General features: G+C 42.3%; 25 protein-coding genes. 15 read left to right on the forward strand and 10 right to left on the reverse strand.

The window, feature by feature from the left end:
* Positions 1–80 precede the first annotated feature (80 nt).
* The 3 genes from EGM47_RS03125 to panC form a co-directional block, all read right to left on the reverse strand.
* Entirely contained in the window at positions 81–1064 is a 984-nt protein-coding gene (locus EGM47_RS03125; protein WP_240642137.1) for a lysylphosphatidylglycerol synthase transmembrane domain-containing protein, read from the reverse strand.
* Positions 1065–1067: 3 nt separating this feature from the next.
* Entirely contained in the window at positions 1068–1418 is a 351-nt protein-coding gene (gene panD / locus EGM47_RS03130) for an aspartate 1-decarboxylase (RefSeq protein WP_124979294.1), read from the reverse strand.
* 76 nt (positions 1419–1494) lie between these two features.
* Positions 1495–2364, reverse strand: coding sequence for a pantoate--beta-alanine ligase (gene panC, locus EGM47_RS03135; RefSeq protein WP_124979295.1), 870 nt, complete (start codon positions 2362–2364; stop codon positions 1495–1497).
* Positions 2365–2472: 108 nt separating this feature from the next.
* Here panC and EGM47_RS03140 point away from each other — a divergent pair, with 108 nt between their 5' ends.
* The 4 genes from EGM47_RS03140 (at position 2473) to EGM47_RS03155 (ending at position 7593) form a co-directional block, all read left to right on the forward strand.
* A complete protein-coding gene (locus EGM47_RS03140) occupies positions 2473–3297 on the forward strand; it encodes a glycogen/starch synthase (protein WP_124979296.1) in 825 nt (274 codons plus the stop codon).
* A 4-nt stretch (positions 3298–3301) separates the two neighbouring features.
* Positions 3302–4921: a DUF4270 domain-containing protein gene (locus EGM47_RS03145; protein ID WP_124979297.1), complete on the forward strand. Its 1620-nt coding sequence runs from the start codon at positions 3302–3304 to the stop codon at positions 4919–4921.
* A 14-nt stretch (positions 4922–4935) separates the two neighbouring features.
* A complete protein-coding gene (glmS, locus tag EGM47_RS03150; protein ID WP_124979298.1) occupies positions 4936–6783 on the forward strand; it encodes a glutamine--fructose-6-phosphate transaminase (isomerizing) in 1848 nt (615 codons plus the stop codon).
* Between the two features lie 216 nt (positions 6784–6999).
* Complete coding sequence (locus EGM47_RS03155) at positions 7000–7593, forward strand: fasciclin domain-containing protein (protein ID WP_124979299.1); 594 nt, start codon at positions 7000–7002, stop codon at positions 7591–7593.
* 76 nt (positions 7594–7669) lie between these two features.
* Here EGM47_RS03155 and EGM47_RS03160 read toward each other — a convergent pair whose 3' ends face one another.
* The 4 genes from EGM47_RS03160 to hemA are packed head-to-tail and all read right to left on the reverse strand — an operon-like array spanning position 7670 to position 11041.
* The gene (locus EGM47_RS03160) at positions 7670–8203 is read right to left on the reverse strand and encodes a 3-hydroxyanthranilate 3,4-dioxygenase (protein WP_124979300.1); all 534 of its coding nucleotides are present in this window, start codon (positions 8201–8203) and stop codon (positions 7670–7672) included.
* 48 nt (positions 8204–8251) lie between these two features.
* Entirely contained in the window at positions 8252–9208 is a 957-nt protein-coding gene (gene hemC, locus EGM47_RS03165; protein ID WP_164510821.1) for a hydroxymethylbilane synthase, read from the reverse strand.
* A gap of 13 nt (positions 9209–9221) precedes the next feature.
* Entirely contained in the window at positions 9222–9779 is a 558-nt protein-coding gene (locus tag EGM47_RS03170) for a hypothetical protein (protein ID WP_124979302.1), read from the reverse strand.
* An 8-nt stretch (positions 9780–9787) separates the two neighbouring features.
* Complete coding sequence (hemA, locus tag EGM47_RS03175) at positions 9788–11041, reverse strand: glutamyl-tRNA reductase (protein WP_124979303.1); 1254 nt, start codon at positions 11039–11041, stop codon at positions 9788–9790.
* Between the two features lie 190 nt (positions 11042–11231).
* Here hemA and EGM47_RS03180 point away from each other — a divergent pair, with 190 nt between their 5' ends.
* From EGM47_RS03180 to EGM47_RS03210, 7 genes are all read left to right on the forward strand, one after another.
* Positions 11232–12101: an AraC family transcriptional regulator gene (locus EGM47_RS03180; protein WP_124979304.1), complete on the forward strand. Its 870-nt coding sequence runs from the start codon at positions 11232–11234 to the stop codon at positions 12099–12101.
* 99 nt (positions 12102–12200) lie between these two features.
* Positions 12201–12857 carry a metal-dependent transcriptional regulator gene (locus EGM47_RS03185; RefSeq protein ID WP_124979305.1) on the forward strand — a complete coding sequence of 219 codons (657 nt, stop codon included), beginning with the start codon at positions 12201–12203 and terminating at the stop codon, positions 12855–12857.
* Positions 12854–13645, forward strand: a complete 792-nt coding sequence (locus tag EGM47_RS03190; protein ID WP_124979306.1) for a transporter — start codon at positions 12854–12856, stop codon at positions 13643–13645. The genes EGM47_RS03185 and EGM47_RS03190 overlap by 4 nt, the downstream gene beginning before the upstream one ends.
* Positions 13646–13748: 103 nt before the next feature.
* Positions 13749–14669 carry a metal ABC transporter solute-binding protein, Zn/Mn family gene (locus EGM47_RS03195; RefSeq protein WP_124979307.1) on the forward strand — a complete coding sequence of 307 codons (921 nt, stop codon included), beginning with the start codon at positions 13749–13751 and terminating at the stop codon, positions 14667–14669.
* Positions 14669–15406, forward strand: a complete 738-nt coding sequence (locus tag EGM47_RS03200) for a metal ABC transporter ATP-binding protein (protein WP_124979308.1) — start codon at positions 14669–14671, stop codon at positions 15404–15406. The genes EGM47_RS03195 and EGM47_RS03200 overlap by 1 nt, the downstream gene beginning before the upstream one ends.
* A 24-nt stretch (positions 15407–15430) precedes the next feature.
* The gene (locus EGM47_RS03205; RefSeq protein ID WP_124979309.1) at positions 15431–16543 is read left to right on the forward strand and encodes a metal ABC transporter permease; all 1113 of its coding nucleotides are present in this window, start codon (positions 15431–15433) and stop codon (positions 16541–16543) included.
* A complete protein-coding gene (locus EGM47_RS03210; RefSeq protein ID WP_124979310.1) occupies positions 16540–17697 on the forward strand; it encodes a metal ABC transporter permease in 1158 nt (385 codons plus the stop codon). Before EGM47_RS03205 ends, EGM47_RS03210 begins: the two co-directional genes overlap by 4 nt.
* Positions 17698–17785: 88 nt before the next feature.
* Here the strand turns inward: EGM47_RS03210 and EGM47_RS03215 are convergent, their stop codons facing one another.
* Both EGM47_RS03215 and EGM47_RS03220 read right to left on the reverse strand, forming a co-directional pair.
* Positions 17786–18553: an enoyl-CoA hydratase/isomerase family protein gene (locus EGM47_RS03215; protein ID WP_124979311.1), complete on the reverse strand. Its 768-nt coding sequence runs from the start codon at positions 18551–18553 to the stop codon at positions 17786–17788.
* Between the two features lie 72 nt (positions 18554–18625).
* Positions 18626–19315: a ComF family protein gene (locus EGM47_RS03220; RefSeq protein ID WP_240642138.1), complete on the reverse strand. Its 690-nt coding sequence runs from the start codon at positions 19313–19315 to the stop codon at positions 18626–18628.
* A gap of 41 nt (positions 19316–19356) precedes the next feature.
* Between EGM47_RS03220 and EGM47_RS03225 the strand changes: the two genes are divergently transcribed.
* The 3 genes from EGM47_RS03225 to EGM47_RS03235 all read left to right on the forward strand — a co-directional run bounded on the left by EGM47_RS03225 (position 19357) and on the right by EGM47_RS03235 (position 22736).
* Complete coding sequence (locus EGM47_RS03225) at positions 19357–20238, forward strand: hypothetical protein (RefSeq protein ID WP_124979312.1); 882 nt, start codon at positions 19357–19359, stop codon at positions 20236–20238.
* Between the two features lie 288 nt (positions 20239–20526).
* Positions 20527–21309: a glycosyltransferase family 2 protein gene (locus tag EGM47_RS03230; protein ID WP_240642140.1), complete on the forward strand. Its 783-nt coding sequence runs from the start codon at positions 20527–20529 to the stop codon at positions 21307–21309.
* Between the two features lie 2 nt (positions 21310–21311).
* Positions 21312–22736 (forward strand): hypothetical protein, encoded by a 1425-nt coding sequence (locus EGM47_RS03235; protein ID WP_124979313.1) that lies wholly within the window; start codon positions 21312–21314, stop codon positions 22734–22736.
* An 80-nt stretch (positions 22737–22816) separates the two neighbouring features.
* Here the strand turns inward: EGM47_RS03235 and EGM47_RS03240 are convergent, their stop codons facing one another.
* Positions 22817–23830, reverse strand: coding sequence for a class I SAM-dependent methyltransferase (locus tag EGM47_RS03240; RefSeq protein ID WP_124979314.1), 1014 nt, complete (start codon positions 23828–23830; stop codon positions 22817–22819).
* A 107-nt stretch (positions 23831–23937) separates the two neighbouring features.
* On the opposite strand from EGM47_RS03240, the gene EGM47_RS03245 reads away from it, so the two are divergent.
* Positions 23938–25482: a glycine--tRNA ligase gene (locus EGM47_RS03245; RefSeq protein WP_124979315.1), complete on the forward strand. Its 1545-nt coding sequence runs from the start codon at positions 23938–23940 to the stop codon at positions 25480–25482.
* The last annotated feature ends 8 nt before the right edge of the window (positions 25483–25490 follow it).

Genomic DNA, 25490 nt, shown 5'->3' on the forward strand with positions numbered 1-25490 from the left:
CAGCGGAATTTACAATTATTTCGTCATTTCCGGTAACAGAAGGAAAATCAACAGCCTTTGAATCCCTAACTATTTGATGTTTATCGATGGCGGGTGGTCTGTTGAAATGATAACAACACAAAAGACAATAGCCCATACACAAGCACCAACAATGTTTGAGAGATCCAAAGTATCCAACCAAAGGAAGTCCCTAGTGTTTCGGGTACATTAAAAAACAATAAAACTGCAGCGATGAATAAAGGATAAGCTCCAAAACCGCCGTTGGTAAAAGCTACCGCAAAGCTACCAGCTACAAAGGCACACAAAATGGCGGGTATTGCTATCGAGGAAGTTCCAGGAAGGGCAAATGTGCTGATGTAGAACATCAATACGTACATTCCCCAAATAAATAGTGTATGACCTAAATAGGCCCATTTTTGTTGCATGGTCCATATGGTGAAAAAGCCGTCCTGTATACCTCTCAAAAATCCCTTGATTTTCCCCATAAGATTTAAGTATCTGAGTAGGATAATCAGAATGGACAAAATAACCAGGGCTACCACACCGTAAATCAATAATTGTTGGGTATCCGCTTTCGCGAAAGCGTCACTCAACAAGCCCCAGAAAAACTGTATAATTTCATCCCCGGCCATAGAAATCGCTGTCACACTGATGATCAACAGGATGATCAAATCCAATACCCGCTCTGCGATGATGGTCCCAATAGCTTTGTCAAATGCAATACCACTGTGACGATTAACGATAGCAGCTCTTGAAATCTCACCACTTCTGGGAATAAATATATTCATAGCATACCCTACACCGATGGCCATGATATTGGTGATCAATTTAGGAGTTTTTCCTAGTCCGTCTAGCATATAATTCCATCGCCAAGCCCTGGAAAGATGACTGGCAAGAGCTATCAACATAGATAGTAATACCCAACGATAGTCTGCCATTTTGATGTAAGTGTAGATATCGTTGCGCTGATCATCTGTAAATTGATGATAAGAATAATAGATGAGGAATACCCCAAGAGAAAGTGGGAGTAGGATTTTGAGTAATTTGAAGATCTTATTTTTCACCTCTTAGGAAAGGCTGTTATCTTCTTCATTAGGAAAAAGAAGGGTGGGTTTGAAGTTCCGTGCCTCTTCCATGGTCATTTGAGCATAGCAGATCAAGATAAGAACATCTCCTGGCGCTACCAATCTGGCTGCAGCACCATTCAAGGTGATTTCCCCACTACCACGAGGTCCAGGAATGGCGTAGGTTTCAAGACGCGCACCATTGTTATTATTAACGATTTGCACCTTTTCTCCTTCCACTATATTGGCACCATCCATCAAATCTTCATCAATAGTGATACTGCCTATATAATTAAGATCGGCGCCAGTGACTTTGACGCGATGGATCTTGGATTTTACGACTGTAATTAACATGCTGCAAAGATACAATTTAGTCGATAAACCGTCTTGACCGATTTAAAATTTCACCGAAGGTGCAAAGTCATGTAAGTTAGTTTGATGACTGCTGTTTTGAAAGCGGGATATTATCGATCAGCCTGACGCCTTCCAAGTGGGCTACTACAAATAGTCTGTAGGAAGCATTTGGTGATGTTGAACTTGCAGGTTGTAGCGTGCTTTCGTCTGCAATAACAGCGTATTCCAGGTCCAGATTGGGCTGTTCATTGTAAAGCTCTTTAACCATTTCCAGGGTTGAGGTAATATTATTTGCCCGGAAGTGATCGGCCGCGATACGTAAAGATTTGTAAATAAAGCCAGCTTCCTTTCTCGCGGCAACAGTAAGACGTTCATTGCGAGAACTCATCGCCAGACCGTGTGTTTCACGCTCTATTGGACATCCCACAATCTCGATATTTTGCGGGAGTTGATCGACTAATTTTCTGATAATCTGTAATTGTTGAAAATCCTTCTCGCCGAAAAAGGCCTTGTCAGGCCGTATCACATTAAAGAAAAATTCCAATATCGTACCCACGCCGTCAAAGTGTCCTGGTCTGTTTGCGCCTTCCATCACCAGATCCAGACCATCGAAGTCATATTTTTTGGCCTCCGGTCGCTGACCATATACGTCTTCCACGTTAGGGTGGTAAATAATTAAGCTTTGGTCGTTAAAGTGTTGTTGAAGCAGTTGAACATCAGCGTCTAAATCCCTCGGATATTTTTCTAAATCTTGCTTATTGTCAAATTGGGTTGGATTGACGAAAATAGAAACTACGAGATGGGAGCAGTGCTCCAGGGCGGTTCTCATGAGGGACAAGTGGCCTTGATGCAGAGCACCCATGGTAGGAACAAATCCCAAGCTAAATTCAGGGTGAATATGCTCATTCAGATATGCAGTAAGCGATGTATGGGATGTAAACCTCATGTTATTATCCGTTAAAAACAGCCTACAAACATACGGTTTACCTAACAAAGTGCAAGAAATTGCTTATTTTTGCACCTTGCTAAAAGTTAGGCAACTATAATTCGATTTATGAAGGAAAAAAGAGTCCTATACGTATCCTCAGAAGTAATACCTTATCTACCCGAAACTGAAGCATCCTCGATGTCTTATTTTGCTCCCAAAATGGTCAATGATCGCGGTGGACAAATTAGAATTTTTATGCCCAGGTTTGGAAATATTAATGAAAGACGGCACCAACTTCATGAGGTGATTCGTTTGAGCGGTATGAACCTCATCATTAATGATCTGGATATGCCTTTGATTATTAAGGTGGCTTCTATTCCTAAGGAGCGTATGCAGGTTTATTTCATAGATAACGAGGATTATTTTAAACGAAAAGCCACATTGACCGATGAGGATGGCAATCTCTTTGAGGACAATGATGAACGTGCTATCTTCTTTGCCAAAGGTGTGATTGAGACCGTCAAAAAGTTAAATTGGGCTCCAGATATCATTCATGTACACGGCTGGTTAGCATCGCTACTGCCATTGTATCTTAAAAACTACTACGGTAGTGACCCGCTTTTTGAAGATAGTAAAATTGTGACTTCCATTTATAATCAATCCTTTGAAGGCTCGTTATCTGAAGACATGATAGAGAAATTGCAGTTTGATGCATTGGATGAAGGTGTACTGGAACATTTCAAAGAGCCTACTTACAACAACCTAATGATGAGCGCGGTAAAGTATAGTGATGCCATCATTAAAGGTTCAGAAGAATTGGATAGCACCATTGAAAACTATATTGACAAACAGGAGAAGCCTGTTCTAAAATACTATCCCCCCGAAGAGTTTGCTGATGCCTATGAAGAATTTTATCTCGACAAGGTATTGAACGAAAAAGAAGAAGCTTAGAAAAATGAAAAAATGTATTTGGAATGTCATGATTTTTATCATGGCGATCACGGGATTGGTGTCCTGTGACAATGAGTTGACACCATTGGGAGAGGACTTTCTTGGTGTTGACCCAGATGGCGTGATTCAAGAAATTAGTTATGATGTCAAGGCTTATTCTGTAAGCGTAGGCCCTGTACAAACCAACACTTTTGATTCATACCCTCTGGGAATATATGCTGATCCCGTATATGGTAATTCTACCTATGACTTTGTTGTACAATTGAATTCTCAATTAAATAATCCACAAATTCCAGAAGGTTCTACATTGACGGAGGTCAGACTTGAAATCCCTTATTTTTCAAGAGCAGTAGGAAGAGAGGGTGAGGCGACTATATACGAGTTGGATTCCCTCTATGGCAATCAGCCAATCGATATAAACGTTTATAGGAACAATTATTTTCTAACCTCCCTTGACGCTCAGGACCTGTCCCAAAGAGCAGTGTATTATTCAGATTTTGAAAGCGAAATCAATGCTATCCGAGGAGATGTAGTGCTTTCTATTGACAATTTTATTCCGAGTGAAGATGAGATTGTTGTTGAGGAGATCGATCCAACTACTAATGAAACTACCGTTGTCGAGCGTAAAACGCCAAGATTAATTGCAAACATTTCTCTGGAAACTTGGAAAGATCTGTTTTTTATTACGGATGTCGACGGAGACATCACTGGCGTAAGGCCTGAACTTGCTAATAACAATTCATTCCAAGACTATTTTAGAGGCTTATACTTTAATGTGGAGTCAGCGGGTACCAGCAATGGAAATTTGGTACATCTTGACCTCAGGAATGGTTTTATAGACTTTGTGATTGCTATTCCAGACGTGAATGATGTTGATAACGACCAGGATACATCAGAAACAATCGACTCCAATTTTAGATTTAATTTTTCTGGTAATATAGCAGGTTTCATTCAAAATGATTTTGATGCCTCTATTGCTAATGCCATCCAGGAGTCCAATAATGCACAGTCAACTGATGAAGGTGCCGAAAACCTCTATTTGAAAGGTGGTCCAGGGAGCCTGGCGGTGTTGGAATTATTTGGTCAAGCTACCACAGACACGCAGCCTGAGGCTCCTGAACTTTCAGATCTAATTGAAAATAATTGGTTGATCAACGAGGCATCTATTGAATTTTATGTCAACCAAGATCTCGTAAACGCAGGTACAACTGAACCCAATCGTATTCTTATTTATAATTATGAGAATAATAGATTGTTGGCAGATTATGACCTGTCACAAAATAGAGCTGGTTTAGCGTCCAATCTTAGACATTTGGGCCCCTTACAACGTATAGATGATGAAGATGATACCACTGCAGGTGTCAAGTATAAAATTACCATTACCCAACACTTGAATAATATTATTCGAGGATTTACTGATAATGATCGATTGGCTATTGTGGTTTCGCAAGACGTCTCTCTCATTGGAAATGTAGAAGTTAAACAAGGTAATCCCGACCTTGAATTGATACCAGAATCTACCGCGATATCCCATGAAGGAACAATACTTCATGGTAGTAACGCAACGGATATGACACTGCGTCCTAGATTGAAGGTATTCTACTCAGAAACCCAAGGGAACTAATTTAATCGAATTTTATGTGTGGAATTGTTGGATATATAGGTCAGCGAGATGCATACCCTATAGTTTTAAACGGATTGAAGCGATTGGAATATCGCGGATACGACAGCGCGGGAATCGCGATTTATGATGGGAACGAACTCAAGTTCTCTAAAACCAAGGGAAAAGTATCTGACCTTGAGGAAAAATTGGAATCAGAGATTTCCTCTCATGGAAATATAGCCATTGGACATACCCGATGGGCCACACATGGTGTTCCAAATGACGTTAATTCACACCCACATTTTTCCAACACCGGGGACTTGGTGATTATCCACAACGGTATTATTGAGAATTACGAGCCTCTGCGTCAGGAACTGACTAATCGTGGTTACACCTTTACTTCAGATACAGATACAGAAGTACTTGTGAACCTAATCGAGGATGTAAAGAAAAAAGAAAAGGTCAAGTTGGGGAAGGCCGTTCAAATTGCCTTGAACCAAACTATTGGTGCTTATGCCATAGCGGTATTTGATCGTAACAAACCTAACGAGATAGTTGTTGCCAGACTAGGATCGCCATTGGCTATTGGCGTAGGAGAAAACGAATTTTTTATCGCCAGTGATGCAAGTCCGTTTCTGGAATTTACCAAAAATGCGATCTATTTGGAAGACGGAGAAATGGCTGTAGTGCGCACGCATAAAGACATGAAGATTCGTAAAATCCACGATGACTCTTTAGTAGACCCTTACGTCCAGGAGCTTCAGATGAATCTGGAGCAAATTGAAAAAGGCGGTTATGAGCATTTTATGCTCAAAGAAATCTATGAGCAACCTCACGCCATTAAAGATACTTTCAGAGGACGCATGTTGGTTGATAAAGGTATAATCAAGATGGCCGGTATCGATGAGCATATCGATAAATTTATCAATGCCAAGCGAATTCTGATTGTGGCTTGTGGTACCAGTTGGCATGCCGGGTTGGTAGCCGAGTATATTTTTGAAGAATTGGCCCGAGTTCCAGTAGAAGTAGAGTACGCCTCTGAATTTCGCTACAGGAACCCTGTCATCAATAAAGATGATGTCCTTATCGCTATCTCTCAAAGTGGCGAGACGGCAGATACCATGGCAGCTATAAAATTGGCCAAAGAGCAAGGTGCTTTTGTCTTTGGTGTTTGTAATGTGGTTGGTAGTTCGATCTCCAGAGAGGCTCATGCAGGAGCTTATACCCATGCAGGACCGGAAATTGGCGTGGCTTCAACCAAGGCATTTACGACACAAATTACAGTACTTACTTTGATTGCGCTTCAATTGGCCAAAAGAAAAGGGAAGATATCCACGAGCCAATTACATACTTACCTCCAAGCCCTTGACGCCATCCCGGGTAAAGTGGAGCAGACCTTGAAATCCAACGATCATATTGAAAAAGTAGCGGCCATTTACAAGGACGCCAAGAACTGTCTGTATCTGGGTCGTGGATTCAATTTCCCGGTAGCCCTAGAAGGTGCCTTAAAACTTAAGGAAATTAGCTACATCCATGCTGAAGGTTATCCGGCTGCAGAAATGAAACATGGACCTATCGCCTTGATCGATGAAGAAATGCCGGTAATTGTAATCGCTACCAGAAAAGGTCACTACGAAAAGGTGGTAAGCAATATTCAGGAAATCAAATCCAGAAGCGGTAAGATCATCGGTATCGTTACTGAGGGTGATGTGGATGTGCGCAATTTGGCGGATCACGTGATCGAGGTGCCAGATACCATCGAATTCCTGACGCCACTGCTCACGACTATTCCGTTGCAGTTACTCTCCTATCAAATCGCAGTGATGTTAGGTAAAAATGTGGACCAGCCACGTAACCTGGCTAAAAGTGTTACCGTAGAGTAATCTACTGTCATCATTCCATAAAAAAACGCCCTTTTAAAGGGCGCTTTTTTATTTGTCGGAATTTGACTGAGTGGATAGAAGGGCTGGCAGTTCCCAATTTTTCCCAAATATGTTGGTGTTGCTGTTAAGCTGTAGTTAAACGTGGTAAGTAAGGAGCGCAGGCCTATACTAAACTTCCATATCAGACGTAGTCTATAATTCAAAAAAATCCCTATTATGAAAAAAGTAAAAATTTTGGGTATCGCTCTATTTGCAGCGGCCCTATTCGTTGGAAATTCTAGTTTTGCCCAGGATGGCAAAATGAAAGATGAGAAAATGAAGGAGAAAACCGTCATGGTGGGCGGCGCGGCTATGTGCCCTTCCAAAAACATCGCTGAAAATGCCTCACAATCTGCTGATCATACCACCTTAGTAGCTGCTGTAAAAGCTGCTGGATTGGTCGATACACTGGCCGGCGAAGGTCCATTTACGGTATTTGCCCCAACCAATGCAGCTTTTGATGCCTTGCCAGAGGGAACCGTAGCCTCTTTGTTAGAACCAGAAAATAAGGAACAGCTGGCAGGTATTTTAACCTACCATGTCGTTGCTGGCAATTACTCGGCCAAAGATGTAAAAAAATTGGTGACAGCTAATAATAATAAAGCCATTGTCCCTACAGTAAGTGGGAGTACGATCACCTTGTCCATGGATGATGGAAAAGTTTATGTGACGGATACCAGTGGTAATACCGCTCAGGTTATTATTGCCGACGTTGATCAATCCAATGGTGTGATTCACGTAGTCGATGGCGTGCTTCTACCTAAAGGTTAATTTATCCCTCTACAATCAGAAACCCCAAGATGTTGATTCTTGGGGTTTTTTATTGGTGCATACTTTAGAGAAAAACTTATGCCGTAAAGCGTTCATCTGCCTCCATTATTTCCCCACAATTGTCGCAGGTGCGCAATTCTTTTGAGCCATAGAATTCTTTGAATCTGGGGAGAAAATCCTTTTCTATATCCTCTAGTACAAAAAAAGTTTCATGTAACTTATGGTTGCAGTTATCGCAATACCATAACAATCCATCTACGGCACCGGCATCCAACCGCTTACGTTCAATCACCAATCCAATGGAGTTTTCATGGCGTACTGGAGAATGCGGAATTTTGGCTGGGTGCAGATACATATCACCTGGTCCTAGTTTCATCGTGCGTTTTTGGCCTTCATCCTGTACATGGACTTCAATCTGGCCTTCAATCTGATAAAATAATTCTTCCGTTTCATTGTAGTGATAATCTTTTCTGGCATTGGGTCCAGCAACAATCATAACAATATAGTCACCTGCATCACGGTAAAGATTTTTGTTGCCCACGGGTGGCTTTAATAAATCTCGATTTTCCTCGATCCATTGGTGCAGATTGAATGGGGCTTGAATAGGCATGACTTTGGTTTAGGTTTAAAGATAGCAAATTTAGCAAGGGTACGTTGCCTATTGATCCAATGACTTTTTGATTTCCTGCATCAATTGGTCTCCTCCTGAGGACAGAATGTGTGCAGATTGCGCTTTCGCGAAAGCGATAAGATCAGCTTCCTCCTGTAAGTTATTCCAAGCCATTCTTTCCTGAACATCTAAACGTTTCTTTCCGTCAAGACTGAGCAAACATCCCTTAAAATGAAGTTGACCAGCCTCTACTTGTGCCAGAGCTCCAATGGGGGCCGTGCATCCGCCCTCTAGCTCTCTTAGAAATATGCGCTCGATGTTGACACAGGTTTCGGTGGTTTGATCGTTTAAGGGCTTTAATGCTTCCAGTAAATCTGTATGTTTTCCCATGGCCGCCACCATCATTGCGCCTTGGGCAGGAGCCGGAATAAAACTATCGAGGTCGGCGGATTCAAATCCGTAGGTTGATTTGAGCTGACCCAGTAGTCCAATACGATCCAGCCCTGCTTTGGCAAAGATCGCTGCATGCCAGTCCTGATTCTTGTGTAATTTAGACAAGCGCGTATTGACATTACCGCGCAGATCAACCACCTTATGATGCGAATACATATGAAGCCATTGAGATTTACGCCTTAAACTACCAGTGGCAATGGTGATGGAGTCATCTGGGTTAAAACCTTTTTTATACACCAAAAGATCCTTGTGAGACGCCCGAGTGAGAATCGCTGCCTGCACCATTCCTTTAGGCAATCGTGTAGGGACATCCTTGAGACTGTGAACGGCGATATCTATTTCCCCTTTGATCAAGGCAAGGTCCAGGGTTTTAGTAAAAATACCAGTAATACCCATTTCATATAATGGCTCGTCCAGGTTGAGATCGCCTTGTGATTTGACCGGATGTAGTTGAGTAGGCTGACCTAGAGCCTCCAATTGTGCCTGCACAGTTTTTGCTTGCCACATGGCGAGTTCGCTATCACGTGTGCCTATTCTGATAATTTTTTCCAATGCCATAGAATCTTTACAACAATTTTAAAAGCACGCCTTCTCGCTGCCTTAAAAGCAGCCAAGAAATGCCCAAAATAATGAGAGAGACAAAGGTAATGTAAAGGAAACTCACCAATTGTCCTATTACCATCAGCGGCTCAAACCATATGAAATCCTGACTTATATAATCCCGGTGGAAAGAGCTTATCGTGATCGTCATAACCTCCATCCAATAATTACAAGACATAAAAAGTGCAATAACTCCCAAAACAACAGGTTTTCTTCCCCATATAGGTTGAAACAAAATTAGCGGACTCAACAATCGCAAAACGAGTAGCGAGATGTTGATTACAGCATATTCACCGAACAGGTGTTGGTGGGCGACCCAATCCTGACCTTGAGCCACTTGAATTCCGATATAGATCCAGTGCAGCGTAAAGCTGATGATGAGCAGTAGTCTGAAAATCTCAATGCTTTGTTTTCTCAATTCGGCCTGGCGTATGGTCAAGGCTAAAAAAAATAGTAAAATAAATGCACCAGGTTGTACAAATAATTGAAAAAGGTAATAAACGCTGGTTTCCAAAAAGTTCATGTCAAGGCTTAGGAAGCAAGATCTTCCAATTTAAAAACCCTGTTTAGTAAATTGATAGCTTCATCAGTATTGACCTCTTCGTCCCTGAGGTGGTTGGCAAAATGACCTGCAATTTTTTGAATAATCTTGTCGGCAATCAAATCTGCTTGCTGCTGGTCAAAATTTTCAATTTTGGTACGGTTGCTCTTGATCTCGGCCTCCTTGATGGTAGCTAGTTTAGTTTTTAAAGCATGCATGGTAGGTGCAAAACTCCTGGATTCTTGCCATTTTTTAAAGTCGGCTTGTATAGTACTAATAATGTGCTGTGCTTGAGGGATAAAATTTTCCCGATTCTGCAAAGTGCGATTGGTAATGTTGGACAGCTCATCCAGATGCACCAAGCTTACATTGTCCAGTTGGAGCACATCTTCATGGACGTTTTTGGGAATGGACAGGTCCAAAATTAGTAAAGGTCTGCTGGTGTGAATCAGGTCCTTTGAAATAGTTGGATTCTGGGCTCCAGTAGCAACAATTAAGATATCGGATTGTGCAATTTGTTCCTCCAGCTCAGCATAGTCCTTAACGACCAGATCAAACTTACCTGCCACACGTTCTGCCTTGTCCTTGGTACGATTGATCAAGGTGATTTTTTTATTCTCGGTGTGCTTGATCAGGTTTTCACAAGTGTTGCGACCTATTTTCCCTGTGCCAAATAACAAGATGTTTTGATGTGTTCCCGGCCTGAAGTTTTCTAAAATGTACTGCACACTGGCAAAACTTACTGAGGTGGCACCACTACTAAGATCGGTTTCAGTTTTGATACGTTTGCTGGCTTGGATCACCGCATTGATCAATCTTTCCATATAGGGATTGATCAATTGGTATTTTTTTGATTTTTTAAAGGCCAACTTCAACTGTCCGATGATTTCAAAATCCCCCAAAATCTGACTGTCCAACCCTGTACCTACCTGAAATAAATGGTCATTGGCCTTATCATTTTTATAGACGTAGGCAATTTTTTCAAATTCCTCCACCGTACCGTGCGAATGCTCACAAAGAAGTTTGATCAGTTGGAATGGGTGTTGCGCAAATCCGTATAATTCGGTGCGATTACAAGTAGAGATAACCGCTAGAGAAGGTATTCCCTCGCTGCGGGCTTGTTTCAATACTTTATCCGTAGCAGCTGGGCTCAAAGAGAATGCACCGCGCATCTCGGCATCTGCCTTGCGGTAACTCACTCCGATAGCATAAAAAGAAAAAGGTCTTCCGGCTACTGCCCCCATATGGTCTTTACGTACGATCCTGCAAAATTAACAGAGGTTCAAGTTTAAAAATAACGCTAGAGGTTCGTTTTTCGTCGCTATACGTTACATTTGTCTCATCTGACTGTATTATAGCTCATTATTGCTAGGGATGACGCTTGCGCGAAAGCAGATCCTCTATTATTTAGAGTCGTTTTAAATAAGTAACCTTATGGAAAATATCGCTAAAGGTGCCGCCGAAGTCACCATCATTGAAGATGGATTTCATGTCATCAGAATTAAAAATGAAGGCAAGGAACCCATCCCTTTTTTACATGAAATTGACAGCAGTTTTCTTCAATTTCATTTTTGTCTCAAAGGATTAGTACAATTAGCCTTTAATGAGGGAAGCTACAAATTGGACTTGCGCGAACAAAATAGTTATTTGCTTTACAATCCATCCAGGGATTTACCTATCGATCTCCAATTGGCGCCGGGCTCGTGGTTCATCTCTTTGCTTGTTTCCATCAAGAAATTTCATTCACTTTTTTCGCCAGACGCTCAGCACGTGAGTTTTCTCAGTCCAGAAAATAAAGACAAGAAATATTATGTCGATGGCAAAATCTCTCCGTCGATGGCCGTAGCTCTGCACCAACTGATGAATTATAATCTGAACGATACCATCAAGCAGCTCTATTTTAAAGGTAAATCCTATGAGTTATTGTCCCTGTATTTTAATACAGAGGAAGCCAATGTGGATGCTTGCCCATTTTTGGCCGATGAGGAGAACATGAGAAAAATTAAACACGCCAAGGAAATCATTATTGAACGCATGACGGATCTGCCGTCACTGAACGACCTGGCTCTTGAAATCGGATTGTCACTTAAAAAATTAAAGGAAGGATTTAAAGAAGTTTACGGAGATACCGTTTACGGATTTGCCCTGGATCACAAGATGGATTATGCTCGGCAGCTCCTGGATAGTGGCCAACACAATGTAAACGAGGTGGGCTTAAAAGTAGGATACAGCACCGCAAGCCATTTTATCAGCGCTTTTAAGAAAAAGTACGGTACTACCCCAAAAAAGTATATCTCCAATTAGGTGAGGTTGAAGGTCTGATTAATTTCCAATAAAGTTTTATTTTTAGTCTTGTCTAAATATTATTTTACAAGAATCAAATAAAAGATTTACCTTTACCGTATGCATTCGGTATCTGAAGAAAATTATATCAAAACCATTTATCACCTGCAAGAGGGGAGTGCGTTGGTTTCTACCAATGAGATCGCAACACGCATGAATACCAAGGCTTCATCTGTGACGGATATGTTAAAGAAGCTGGCCGATAAAAATCTGGCCGAGTATATTCCATACCGTGGTGCCAGACTGACAGAGAACGGATGGACCTGCGCGGTACAGATCATTAGGAAACACCGTTTGTGGGAGGTGTTTCTGGTACAGAAACTCAATTTTGCCTGGGATGAAGTGCATGATGTGGCCGAACAACTGGAACACATTCAATCCCGTAAACTCATTAATGAACTGGACAAATTACTGGGTTATCCAAAGCGCGATCCCCATGGTGATCCCATTCCAGACCAGCACGGTAATTTTGAAAAAACACACAAGACTCTCGTATCACAGCTGAATAAGGGCGATCGTGGTACCCTGGTGGGAGTAATGGATAGTTCCAGTCAATTCCTCAAATATTTGGATAAGCACCAGATACAATTAGGAACAAGTATTCAAATATTGGATCGTGAGGAATTTGATCAGTCTTTTTCTATTCAAGCTAACGACAAAACACTGCAAATATCTGAACAGATCGCAGATAACCTTTATCTAAAACTACAGGAATGAAAAAACATGTACTCTTTACATTGATACTGCTTACCAGTATGATCCTCTGTGCCCAAAACGAATCAACGGATATCGGCCCGCTGGTGACTGACCGACCAGATGCTACAGAATCCCCTAGTCTGGTAAGAAAAGGATTCTTACAGATTGAAACTGGAGGATTTTATACGGAAAGTGGAGATGATGATTTTAAAGTAAAGGAAACTACCTATAATACGACTTTGCTACGCTACGGATTACTTGATAATATGGAGTTACGAATTGGCTTAGACTATCGCTCAACAGCTTTTGAAGCTGATGGAAATGAAATCGGCGAAGATCTAAACGGCACTTCTCCATTGCTATTAGGTGCCAAGATCGGTATAGCGGATGGTGACGGCTGGAGCCCCAAAATTGCCCTACTTGGACACCTTACCATGCCGTTTAGTGCCAGTTCAGATTACAAACCTGAACAGACGGGCATGGACTTCAGGTTCTCTTTTGACCACACGATCAACGACAAATCTGGTATTGCTTATAACATCGGAGCCAGGTTAGGGCCTGATAATCCCGAACTGGCCTATTTGTACACCTTGGCTTATGGTTATGACCTGACCAAAACCATTGGCTTTTATGTGGAGTTATACGGCGATTTTCCAGAAGATAGTAGTGCCAATCATTTGTGGGATGCTGGATTCACTTATTTGGCTACCGATGATTTGCAGTTTGACCTCACCTTTGGCTCTGGAATCACAGAAGGTCAAAACTTGTTATTGAGTGCTGGGTTGAGTTACAGAATTCGCAAGAATTAAAGAATTATCTGATGTGGTCATATCGCTTTCGCGAAAGCGAACTTCTATCAAGCATCAGATGAGATCAACGCTCTCAATTCAAATGAATATTAAATATGTAGATATGAAAAGACTATGGATGGTGTTAAGCTTATCCCTGCTTTTGGGCGCTTGTGCCGACAATACCAAAAAAGAAGGTTTACCGGAGCATCTTTCTGTTGTGACTACGACTACCATGATCACAGATATGGTTGAGCAGATCGGTGGTGATGCTATTGAAGTCCAAGGCTTGATGGGCAGTGGGGTCGATCCTCACCTGTACAAGGCCAGCGAAGGAGACGTGACCAAACTCTACAATGCAGACTTAATTATTTATAACGGGTTGCACCTGGAGGGTAAGTTGGTAGAGGTTTTTGAAAAAATGAACGAGCAGGGTAAAAAAACCTTGGCAATCAGTGATGCACTGGATCAAAGCACGCTGATAGGGAGTGATTATTTTGCCAGCAGTTATGATCCGCATATCTGGTTTGAGATTGATTATTGGACCCAAATGACTTCCTATGTCACTGAAGAATTGAAGAAAATAGCACCGAAGCATGCAGAAACTTTTGAATCCAATAGCCAGAATTACCTGAAGCAGATCAACGCTTTAAAAACTGAACTCACAGCATCGATTGGTCAGTTGCCTGAAAACCGTCGAATACTGGTCACTGCCCACGATGCCTTTAATTATTTCGGTCGCAGTTTTGGCTTTCAGGTAGTGGGGCTGCAAGGACTGTCAACAGCTACAGAAGCTGGGGTGCAAGACGTCCAACGCATGACTCAATTTATTATTGACAATAAGATTAATGCAATTTTTGTAGAAAGCAGTGTGCCTAGACGCACAGTAGAAGCCTTGCAGGCTGCGGTCAAAGCCCAGGGACACGAGGTCGCAATTGGTGGCGAACTCTTCAGCGACGCGTTGGGTAGTGCCGGTACTCCCGAAGGGACTTATGTTGGAATGTATAAACATAATGTGGAAACCATTGTTAAAGCCCTTAAATGATGTCTGAAAAAATCGCCGTTGCCGTAGATGACCTGACCGTCGCCTATAATTACAAACCTGTTTTATGGGACATCGATCTTTCTATACCTGAAGGTGTGCTGATGGCGATTGTCGGGCCTAATGGAGCTGGTAAATCCACTTTGATCAAATCCATTTTGGGAATTATCGATCCGATTGCTGGCTCAGTAAAAATTTATGGTAAACCCTATAGCAAACAACGGGACCAAGTAGCTTATGTACCGCAGAAGGGTAGTGTAGACTGGGATTTTCCAACAACCGCGCTGGATGTGGTAATGATGGGTACCTATGGTGCACTGGGTTGGATCAAACGACCTGGAAGCAAGCAGAAAAAACAATCCCTGGAGGCACTTGAAAAAGTGGGTATGCTGGCCTTCAAAAACAGACAGATCAGCCAGCTTTCAGGTGGCCAACAACAACGTATTTTTCTGGCCAGGGCGCTGGTGCAAAATGCCGCAATCTATTTTATGGACGAGCCTTTTCAAGGGGTGGATGCGACTACTGAAATTGCCATCATCAATATCTTGAAAGAGTTGCGCAAAGCCGGTAAAACGGTCATTGTGGTTCACCATGATCTTCAAACTGTTCCAGAATATTTTGATTGGGTAACCTTTTTAAATGTCAAACATATCGCCACCGGTCCTGTCAAAGATATTTTCAATGATGACAATCTGACTAAAACCTATGGTATCAATTATAAAGTAGCAGTGCAACAGTAACTTCTCTAGAATAAGACTCCCAGTATGGAACTTACAGACTTCTTTACCAATTATACTTTGCGCACCATCACCTTGGGAACAGCGGTCTTGGGTGCTATATGTGGTATGTTAGGTAGCTTTGCTGTGTTGCGTAAACAGAGTCTGCTGGGAGATGCCATTTCTCACGCTGCATTGCCAGGTATCGCTATTGCATTTTTGATTACTAGCGCCAAAGATTCCAATATTTTATTGCTGGGCGCTTTGGTCAGTGGACTTATTGGTGTTTTCTGGATCAGAGGGATCATCACAAAAACTCATTTAAAAACGGATACCGCATTAGGCTTGATCCTCAGCCTTTTTTTTGGGTTCGGTATGTTGCTGCTGACTTACATCCAAAAACAACCCAATGCCAACCAGGCCGGATTGGATAAATATCTTTTTGGTCAGGCTGCGACTTTGGTCGAGAGCGACGTACGGCTGATGCTGATTGTGACAGGAATTAGCCTTATCATACTTTTGTTGTTTTGGAAGGAGTTTAAGTTGCTCTTATTTGATAAGAATTATGCCTTGACCTTGGGTTTTAATACCCGATTTATTGATGGATTGATCAGTTTTTTAATTGTGCTGGCAATTGTCATCGGTCTGCAAACCGTGGGCGTTGTGTTGATGAGTGCCATGTTGCTTGCACCAGCCGCAGCGGCTAGACAGTGGACCAATAGTTTAGGAGTTATGGTTGGGCTAGCTGCCATTTTTGGCGCATGCTCTGGCGTATTTGGAACTGCTATTAGTGCAAGTCAGCCCGGCTTATCCACAGGTCCAGTAATTGTCTTGGTCGCTGCCGTTTTTGTTACCGTATCATTTATTTTCTCTCCAGAACGAGGTATCTTATTTAAACAACTGCGGTTGATACGGAATCGGCGGGAGCTGGAACTTAAAAAGACACTTTATTTCATGTACGATATCGTTCGTAAACATGAAGATGTTTCCCGACCACATGCCATACGGATTTTGAACAATTTTCAGGGGTTCACTAAAAATACCTTGTCGCAATTGGCCGAAAAAGATTGGATAACCATTCAAGGCCAGAATTGGTCCATGACCTCCACAGGTTTTGAGACTGCGGCCAACTTGTACAATAAAAATCTACCCGAGCCATGAATCCGATGCTGGAAATACAATTGATTGCAGCAGTAACAGCTGCCGCTTGTGCCGTTCCTGGGGTGTTTTTGGTACTGCGTAAAATGGCCTTGATCAGTGATGCTATAAGTCACTCCATTCTTCCGGGAATCGTGATCGGATTTTTTATTACCCATGATTTGGCTTCACCCTGGTTGATCATATTGGCTGCATTCAGCGGTATCATAACGGTGGTGCTGGTCGAAATGATTCAAAAAACAGGCTTGGTCAAAGAGGATACCGCCATAGGATTGGTATTTCCAGCCTTGTTTAGTATCGGTGTGATCCTGATTGCCCAGAATGCCAATGATGTTCACTTGGATGTAGATGCGGTACTTTTAGGCGATCTGGCCTTTGCTCCATTTGATCGTTGGATGGTAGACGGCAGTGACTGGGGACCTAAAGGATTATGGATCATCTCAATCATTTTATTGATCTCTCTAGCATTGCTGGTTGCATTTTACAAAGAATTAAAGCTTAGCACTTTCGACCTCGGGCTATCCAGCGCTCTGGGGTTTTCTCCAGTATTGATACATTACGGATTGATGAGTGTTGCATCCGTGACCACTGTTGCTGCCTTTGACGCCGTGGGAGCCATTCTGGTGGTGGCGTTAATGATCGCTCCCGCAGCCACAGCGTATTTGCTCACGGTCGACCTCAAGCGCATGTTGTTGTTGTCTGTCTTATTTGGTATAGCTAGTGCCATCGGCGGCTATTGGATGGCTAGATTACTGGACGCTTCTATTTCCGGATCAATTACTACCGTTTTAGGCTTGTTGTTCTTGACCGTATATCTTCTAGCGCCCAATAAAGGTTTGATTGCGGTATTATTCAGGCAAAGTCGACAGCGAATAGAAGTCTCACTACTCACTTTTTTATTACACCTAAACAACCATGACAGCCTAGAAGAAAGACGTGTAGCCCATCTTCAGGAACATATCAATTGGCATAGGGTTCGTGCCAATTCTGTATTGGATCTGGCCGTCAAAAACAATATGATCATTATCGAGGATGAGGTGGTTTCCCTTACTGATAAAGGATTGGAATTTACGGAGCGCGCCCTGGATTATATCATGACCAATAAAGATGAAAAAATCGAGGACATGAAAGATGATTTCTTCTTGTTCAGGGGTTGATGACAAGAAATCCATAAAGTCTTTCCGCCTATCATCTTTAAGGTGTTGACATCATAAAGTCGTAATAGCCTACATAGCGATTTTCTTCCTAAAATTGAGGCTTGCGTTTTTCTAAAAATGCTGAGGTGCCTTCCTGGAAGTCGGTCGTACCAAAGCAAGCACCAAAACAATCAATTTCGGCTCGATACCCATCAACACCCACTGCAAAACCAGCATTTATCGCATCAATGGCGGCAGCTAAGGCCATGGGACTATTTTTGATGATTTTTTGGGCTAACTGGATACAGGTAGGTAGCAATTCTTCTTGTGTGACCACATGATTGACCAGTCCAATCTCGTGAGCCCTGCCAGCATTGATCATACCGGCCGTCATGATCATCTCCATGGCGCGACCTTTACCGACCAGTTGTGGAAGGCGCTGGGTCCCGCCATATCCAGGAATTACTCCTAGGGAAACCTCGGGAAGACCCATTCTGGCATCGCCACTGGCTACTCTGAAATGTGCTGCCATCGCCAGTTCAAGACCGCCACCCAACGCAAAACCGTTGACAGCCGCAATCACAGGTTTGGAGCAAGCTTCTACTTTGTCAAAAAGATCATGCTGTCCTTTGGCAGCTAGTTCTTTTCCTTGTTCTGGAGTAAAATCAGCAAATTCCTTGATGTCTGCACCAGCTACAAAAGCTTTTTCTCCGGCACCGGTCAAAATGATTACCCGAGTATCCTCATCGTCCTCTGCTTGATCTATTGCCTGACTCAATTCGCTGATGGTTTGCTTGTTGAGTGCATTGAGTTTATCTGGGCGGTTGATCGTAATAGTAGTGATTTCGTTTTCGGTAGATACAAGAATATTGCTCATGTGTTTGATGATTTTGGCTTTTACACAAAAATAACGGAATCCCTGTAAAGAAGTATGATTCCAAGAGGCTTTTCAGATGGAAACGGCCATGGTGGCAATGGAGACCTTGATGTCGGGATTGCGATGAAGTTCTTTGGCGCAAAGCGAAAGCGTGGTGCCTGTGGTGATCACATCGTCGACTAAGAGTACATGGGTGCCAGAGGGCAGCTGTTCCATCAGCTGGTAGGGTGATTGGGTCTCGTCACTGCGTTCGGTTTGTCCTAATTTGGCTTGTTTAGTGGTATTGCGGGTTTTGGAAAGAACGCTTTCGCGAAAGCGAGCTCCCAATCCCTGCGCTAACTCTCTGCCAAACCCATTTACCTGATTATAGCCGCGTTGCCGCAGTCGTTTGGGATGCACAGGCACGGGCACAACTAAATCAATATCCGAGTAAACTGCCTCATCCCGTAATGCCGAAGCCATCCATTTTCCCAAGAAGTTGCTAATTTGTTCCTGGTTTTGGTATTTGAGCTGATGAATCAGGGATTGTACCACGCCTATTTTTTCATAATACAACAAGCTGCTTGCACATTGTATAGGTACACGTGCAAAAAATAAATCTTTAACTTTGTTGTCCTGGTGATCCAAAGGAAGGGCTACGGGTAACTGACCTCGACAGGCGGTGCAGAGCAGATACTCTCCATCTACGAGTGGAATCTGACACCCTAGACAGACCTCTGGATAGAGTAAATGAAGAAAGTCGGATATCCAGCCCAGAACCAAATAATTTAAGAATTAAACGTTATAAAGATAAAACACCCGTTATGGCAAGACAAACTGACAATCGTATTCTCAAGGTCCTGGCCGGCCTTTTTTTGGTAGGTCTAATAGGACTGGCTATTTGGAGCTATAACACTTATCAGGAAAATGAAGCCATTAAAACCCAGCTCGCTGATGAAAAGGCGCAGATCCAGGAGGAGCTGGAAAATATATCGGCAGAGTACGATGCTGAAATTGAAAAAGGGAACATTCTCAGTGCGGATCTGGCATTTGCCAAGGACAGGATTGAGCGACTGGTGGACAGCGTGAGTAACCTGAAGTCTGATGTTCGGGTATTGGCGCGTTTGCGCAGCGAATTGAGCAATATCAGGAAGGAGCGCAAGGCCCTTCAGGACCGGGTGGCATTGCTTGAAATGGACAATGAAAACTTAGTACGTGTCAATGACAGCACCGTGGCCGTGCTCAATGAGCAATTGATACGAGGAAGGGATATGGACAGTACCATTACCCGTTTGAATGATAACATCACTGAGGCACGGACATTGATTCCGACGAACTTTAGTTCTAAAGGGTTGATTATAAGGAGTTCCGGAAAGCAGATTGAAAATGATCGTGCCAGACGGGTCGACGATATACAGGTATGTTTTACGGTTCCTCAAAATCCGTTAGCTATTAAAGGTGTCAATACCTACTATCTTCAGGTGATCAATCCTGACAACAATGTGCTGGGATTGAATGCGACCGAGCAGTTTGACGGGCAGGAATTGAAATATTCAAAGGTGGTCAACTTTAATTATGAAGGTCAGGAATTGGATATTTGCGAATTGGTCAACGCAGCCGAGGATGATATTATCTCTGGTCGTTATCGCTTCAATCTTTTTGATGGTCCGAATCTGATCAGTAGTGGAGAGATGAATTTGCGATAATCTTCATCGGATATACTACAAAAATCATTTATCTATACATCCAAGTTGGCAAAGTCGCTCTTTAGATCATTTCTCTGGTTGTCAATTCATCTGTTTTTTATCGGTTTGTTGACAGTCGTCACCCAGATCGGTTGATTTTGATCAATCCAATCCTTGCCTTCAACCAAGATACTGGCAGTATAATTGTACAAAATTCGCTTTCATGGATGCCATGCCGTGCGACACGATGACCATATTCACTTCCAGGTCACTCCACGCTAGCCTGCCTACAACAGACAGGAACTGGGTTTGGATTTTTTACTTAGGTTTGCTTATTCCAATTCACCTATGATCCATCGGCACAAAATAATTGTCGTCCTCCCAGCCTATAACGCTGGACGGACGTTAGAGAACACCTATAAAGAGATTCCTTTTGATATTGTGGATGATGTCATCTTGGTTGACGACTTCAGTACAGATAACACGAGTACTCTGGCAAGGGAATTAGGTATTGAGCATGTCATTAGGCATGACGGCAACAAAGGCTATGGAGCCAATCAAAAAAGCTGTTATCGCAAAGCACTATCCTTAGGCGCTGACATTATTATCATGTTGCATCCGGACTATCAATACACCCCAAAGCTGATCCATTCCATGGCTTTTTTGATTGCCAACGATGTTTATCCCGTGGTGTTGGGTTCCCGTATTTTAGGTAAGGGTGCCCTAAAAGGAGGTATGCCTTATTACAAGTATATCGCTAATAGATTTCTGACCTTGGTACAAAATATATTGATGGATCAAAAGCTAGCTGAATACCATACTGGTTATCGCGCGTTTTCTAAAGAAGTATTTGAAAAAATCAATTGGAAAAACAATTCGGATGATTTTGTTTTTGACAACCAGATGCTCGCACAGATTTGCATGGCAGATATTGAAATTGCTGAGATCACCTGCCCTACAAAATACTTTGAGGAGGCTTCATCCATTAATTTTGCCAGAAGCACTACGTATGGATTGGGCGTTTTGAAAACCTCTATACAATATTTCCTGCACCGTAAATTAGGGGTCAAATCTTCGCTTTTTAAACAATAGGAATGCAGGCACACAAATATATCCAACCCCTTTTGTTTGTGATAGCCATTCTTTCGGTAATGGTGATCTATATTTTGTCTTTGAATCACCAATTTTTTTGGGACACCATACAATTGGGATCTCTACATGCGACGCATTTTTATCAGAATAATTTTGCCGACTGGCTCTTGCCCAACAGAATTGATAGTGGTCATATTCCCGCATTCGGTTGGTATATTGCTTTTTGGTGGAAGCTGTTTGATCGATCACTATTAACCAGTCATTTGGCAATGTTGCCTTTTGTAGTCGGGATATTGTGGCAATCCCATGTTTTAGTAAAACATTTTTTCCAAGAGGTCAATCCAGGGATCGTGTATTTTCTATTGGTTCTAGATACTGCATTGCTTAGTCAGATGAGTCTGGTGAGTCCTGATGTGCCATTGGTTTTCTTTTTTCTAATAGCTTTTAATGCTATACTGAGTAATAAAAAAATAGTATTGGCTTGTGCCATATTCCTACTTTTTTTGACAAGCATGAGGGGAATGATGGTCAGTTTATTGTTGTTGTTTATTGATGTTGCGCTTCATATCCAAAGGGATAGAGGTTTTAAAAAAATACGGGTGCAGTTGTTCAATCGCAGCCTGATTTATCTACCTGCCTTATTGCTTTTTTTAGTTTTTAATTATTATCATTTCAAGCAAACCGGTTGGGTGGGGTTCCATAGTGATTCGCCTTGGGCCAGTTCATTTAAAACTGTTGGAGTCACAGGAATATTGCGTAATGTGGTGATATACATCTGGAGACTATTGGATTTTGGGAGAGTATTGGGCTGTATACTTTTTGTTGCTTCCTCAATTTTACTTTTTAAAAAAATCAAGTCGGATTACCATGGTCGCATACTATTGATATCTGCATTGATTTTTCTTTTCTTGTTCCCATTGAATTTAATTTGGGCAAGCGGTTTGATCGGTCACCGTTATGTTCTCCCGGTCAATATATTGATTACCTTGTCTACTGCCTATTTTATAAATCTTGCGGGAATTAAACGCCAACTTAAAAATCTAATTTTTGGTGTATGGGCAATTGTACTTATCTCTGGTAATTTCTGGGTTTATCCAGACCTTATCGCCCAGGGATGGGATAGTAGTCTGGCCCATTGGCCTTATTACAGTTTACAGAAGAAAAGTCTAGACTTTCTTGAAGACCAGAAAATTGAATTTTCCCAAGTGGAGACCTTTTTCCCGAGCCACGGATATCAGGATGATTTTTTTCTCGATGGAGATCTGCGTTTAATTGATGGTTTTGAAGGGAACAAAGGCTATGTGATTTACTCTAATATCAATAATATCACTGATGAGCAATATGCTTTGTTGCATTCTGAAGCCTATACGCTTATGCAGACTTATAAGAGCTCTGGGATTTTTGTCAAGATTTTTCGCAAACAATAAATCTCAACCGTCGGCGGAATTATAGAAAAGTCGTCCTTGATTGAAAAGATATAAGCAACTTACTAATGTGCAATATGCTTTTATCGGCCTTGGCTTACAAGATCCAGATGCTTACTATTTGAAGCCGATTTACGGTAAACCCCAAACACATAATCAGAAGGATAAGTCTCTAAATAAAGATCTTCCAAAGCAAAAAGGTCTTGCAACAACGGTATAGTTTCAGGATTTTCTTCCGTAAAATGATGTGCGATGTCTTTAAGAATGTTGATCACCAGATTACCGCCAAAAGGCCGTTCCTCTAAGGTTTCATACTGATCGTGTAAAGCTGGAATAATGCTACTGGAATCCACACACTCTGAGGGGTCTGCCATGATCATCCTTAATGTACCGCTACCATAAAATTTGTTTTTGGTCACTCCCGAACTCTTCCTTTTTCTGAACTTTTTAGGAATCAGTCGTAATCCCTTATTGATCCAATTCTTTTGATGAGAAGGAAACTGCAGTCGATTCGGTCCCACGTATTCGTTGATGACCAATAATCCATCAGCCCGCAGAATGCGGCCAACAATCGAATCGAGCAATGCTGGGATGTCCTTAAAATGGTGAAGTGAGGCGTGAAAAAACACCATATCAAAACTCTTCTCTGGTAGATCCAGATCATAAATGTTTTCACATAGGAAATTCATCTGGGCCAGATGCCGATCATCTATTTGACTTTTGGCCTCGTCCAATCTGTCCTGAACAATATCTACACAAGTGATTTGGTCAAAAACGCCAGTCGTGGCCAGTAGAAGTTCGTGCGCACAATTTCCCGACCCAAAGGATATCATCTTCAAGCCCTTTTTACCCGATAAGTACTTTTCAACCAAGTATGCTTCGTATTCTTTATGAGGATCGCCAGTGATCATTTGGTTCCAGCGTTGATTTACTTGTGGAATATTCCAGGCATTGGAAGATCTGGCAGCTGAATTGTCGAAGGCACTGCGGGTGCGATCAAGACCTTTGAAATTGAATTTGGATAAGATAAAACCCAAACCGCGCTGTCTTAGCTTTCCGTAAACATCGATAATGTCGTCGAGTGTGAGTAGCGCCACGCAGTTTTTGTCAAAGATAGGGAGGATGGGTATAATATCGCTTTCGCGAAAGCGAAATAACTTATATCCAGTACGTCTATTACTTCCCTTTTTCTATTTTTGCAGCTATGGCAAACAATGATCAAGACCAATTCAAAAAAGTACTCTCCCATGCAAAAGAGTACGGATATGTTTTTCAATCCAGCGAAATCTACGACGGGCTGCAAGCTGTGTATGATTACGGGCAAAATGGGGCCGAACTAAAAAAGAATATTCGTGAGTACTGGTGGCAGGCAATGACCCAGCTTAACCAAGACATTGTAGGGATTGATGCAGCTATATTTATGCATCCTACAACCTGGAAAGCTTCTGGTCACGTCGATGCTTTTAATGACCCACTGATCGATAACAAGGATTCAAAAAAACGCTATCGCGCCGATGTGCTGGTGGAAGATTATTGTGAAAAACACCTGCAAAAAGCCCAAAAGGAAATCGACAAAGCCGCCAAACGTTTTGGAGAAGATTTTGATCCAGAAATGTATAAAACCACCAACCCTCGTGTGGTCGGTTATATGAAAAAAGCCACAGAGCCAACCGCCAGACTGGCCGAGTTACTGGATAAAGAAGACCTTGCTGGTGTCAAAGCCTTGATCGAAGAATTAGGCATAGCCGACCCAGATACGGGTTCTAAAAACTGGACCGATGTACGCCAGTTCAATCTGATGTTTGGTACAAAGATTGGCGCCAGTGCAGATACAGCCACTGATCTCTATTTAAGGCCAGAGACTGCCCAGGGGATTTTTGTCAATTTCCTTAATGTTCAGAAAACTGGGCGTATGAAAATTCCGTTTGGGATCGCCCAAACCGGGAAAGCTTTCAGAAATGAGATCGTTGCCCGTCAGTTCATTTTCCGCCAGCGCGAATTTGAACAAATGGAGATGCAATATTTTGTGAAGCCAGGAACAGAACTAGAGTGGTTTGAGGTTTGGAAGGAAAAGCGCATGGCATGGCACCGGTCATTGGGGATGGGCGATGAAAATTATCGCTTCCACGATCATGAAAAACTGGCCCACTATGCCAATGCTGCTACTGATATCGAATTCAATTTTCCATTCGGCTTTAAAGAACTGGAAGGGATTCATTCACGTACAGACTTTGACCTGAAAGCACATGAAGAGTATAGCGGTAAGAAACTACAATTCTTTGACCACGAAGAAAATAAGAGTTATGTGCCCTATGTATTGGAGACCTCTATAGGGCTCGATCGTATGTTTCTGGCTGTATTTTCCAATGCTTTACAAGACGAAACTCTTGAAGATGGCAGTGAGCGTACCGTATTAAAAATTCCCGCTGTGCTTGCTCCGGTTAAAGCCGCCATCTTGCCATTGGTGAAAAAGGATGGATTACCAGAAATCGCCGATGAGATTATCAACGAACTCAAATGGTCCATGAAGGTGCAATATGATGAAAAGGATGCGATAGGTCGTCGTTACCGCAGGCAGGATGCCAATGGTACACCTTATTGTATTACGGTAGATCACGATACCAAAGAGGATCATGCGGTGACCGTCAGGGATCGTGACAGCATGACTCAGGAAAGGATAGCTATCAAGGATCTGAAATCTTATTTGGAGCAACGTGTGTCGATGAGCGAGTGGTTAAAAAAGATTTGATACCACCT

It is taken from the genome of Nonlabens xiamenensis (genome assembly GCF_003865345.1).
Classification (GTDB): Bacteria; Bacteroidota; Bacteroidia; order Flavobacteriales; family Flavobacteriaceae; genus Nonlabens; species Nonlabens xiamenensis.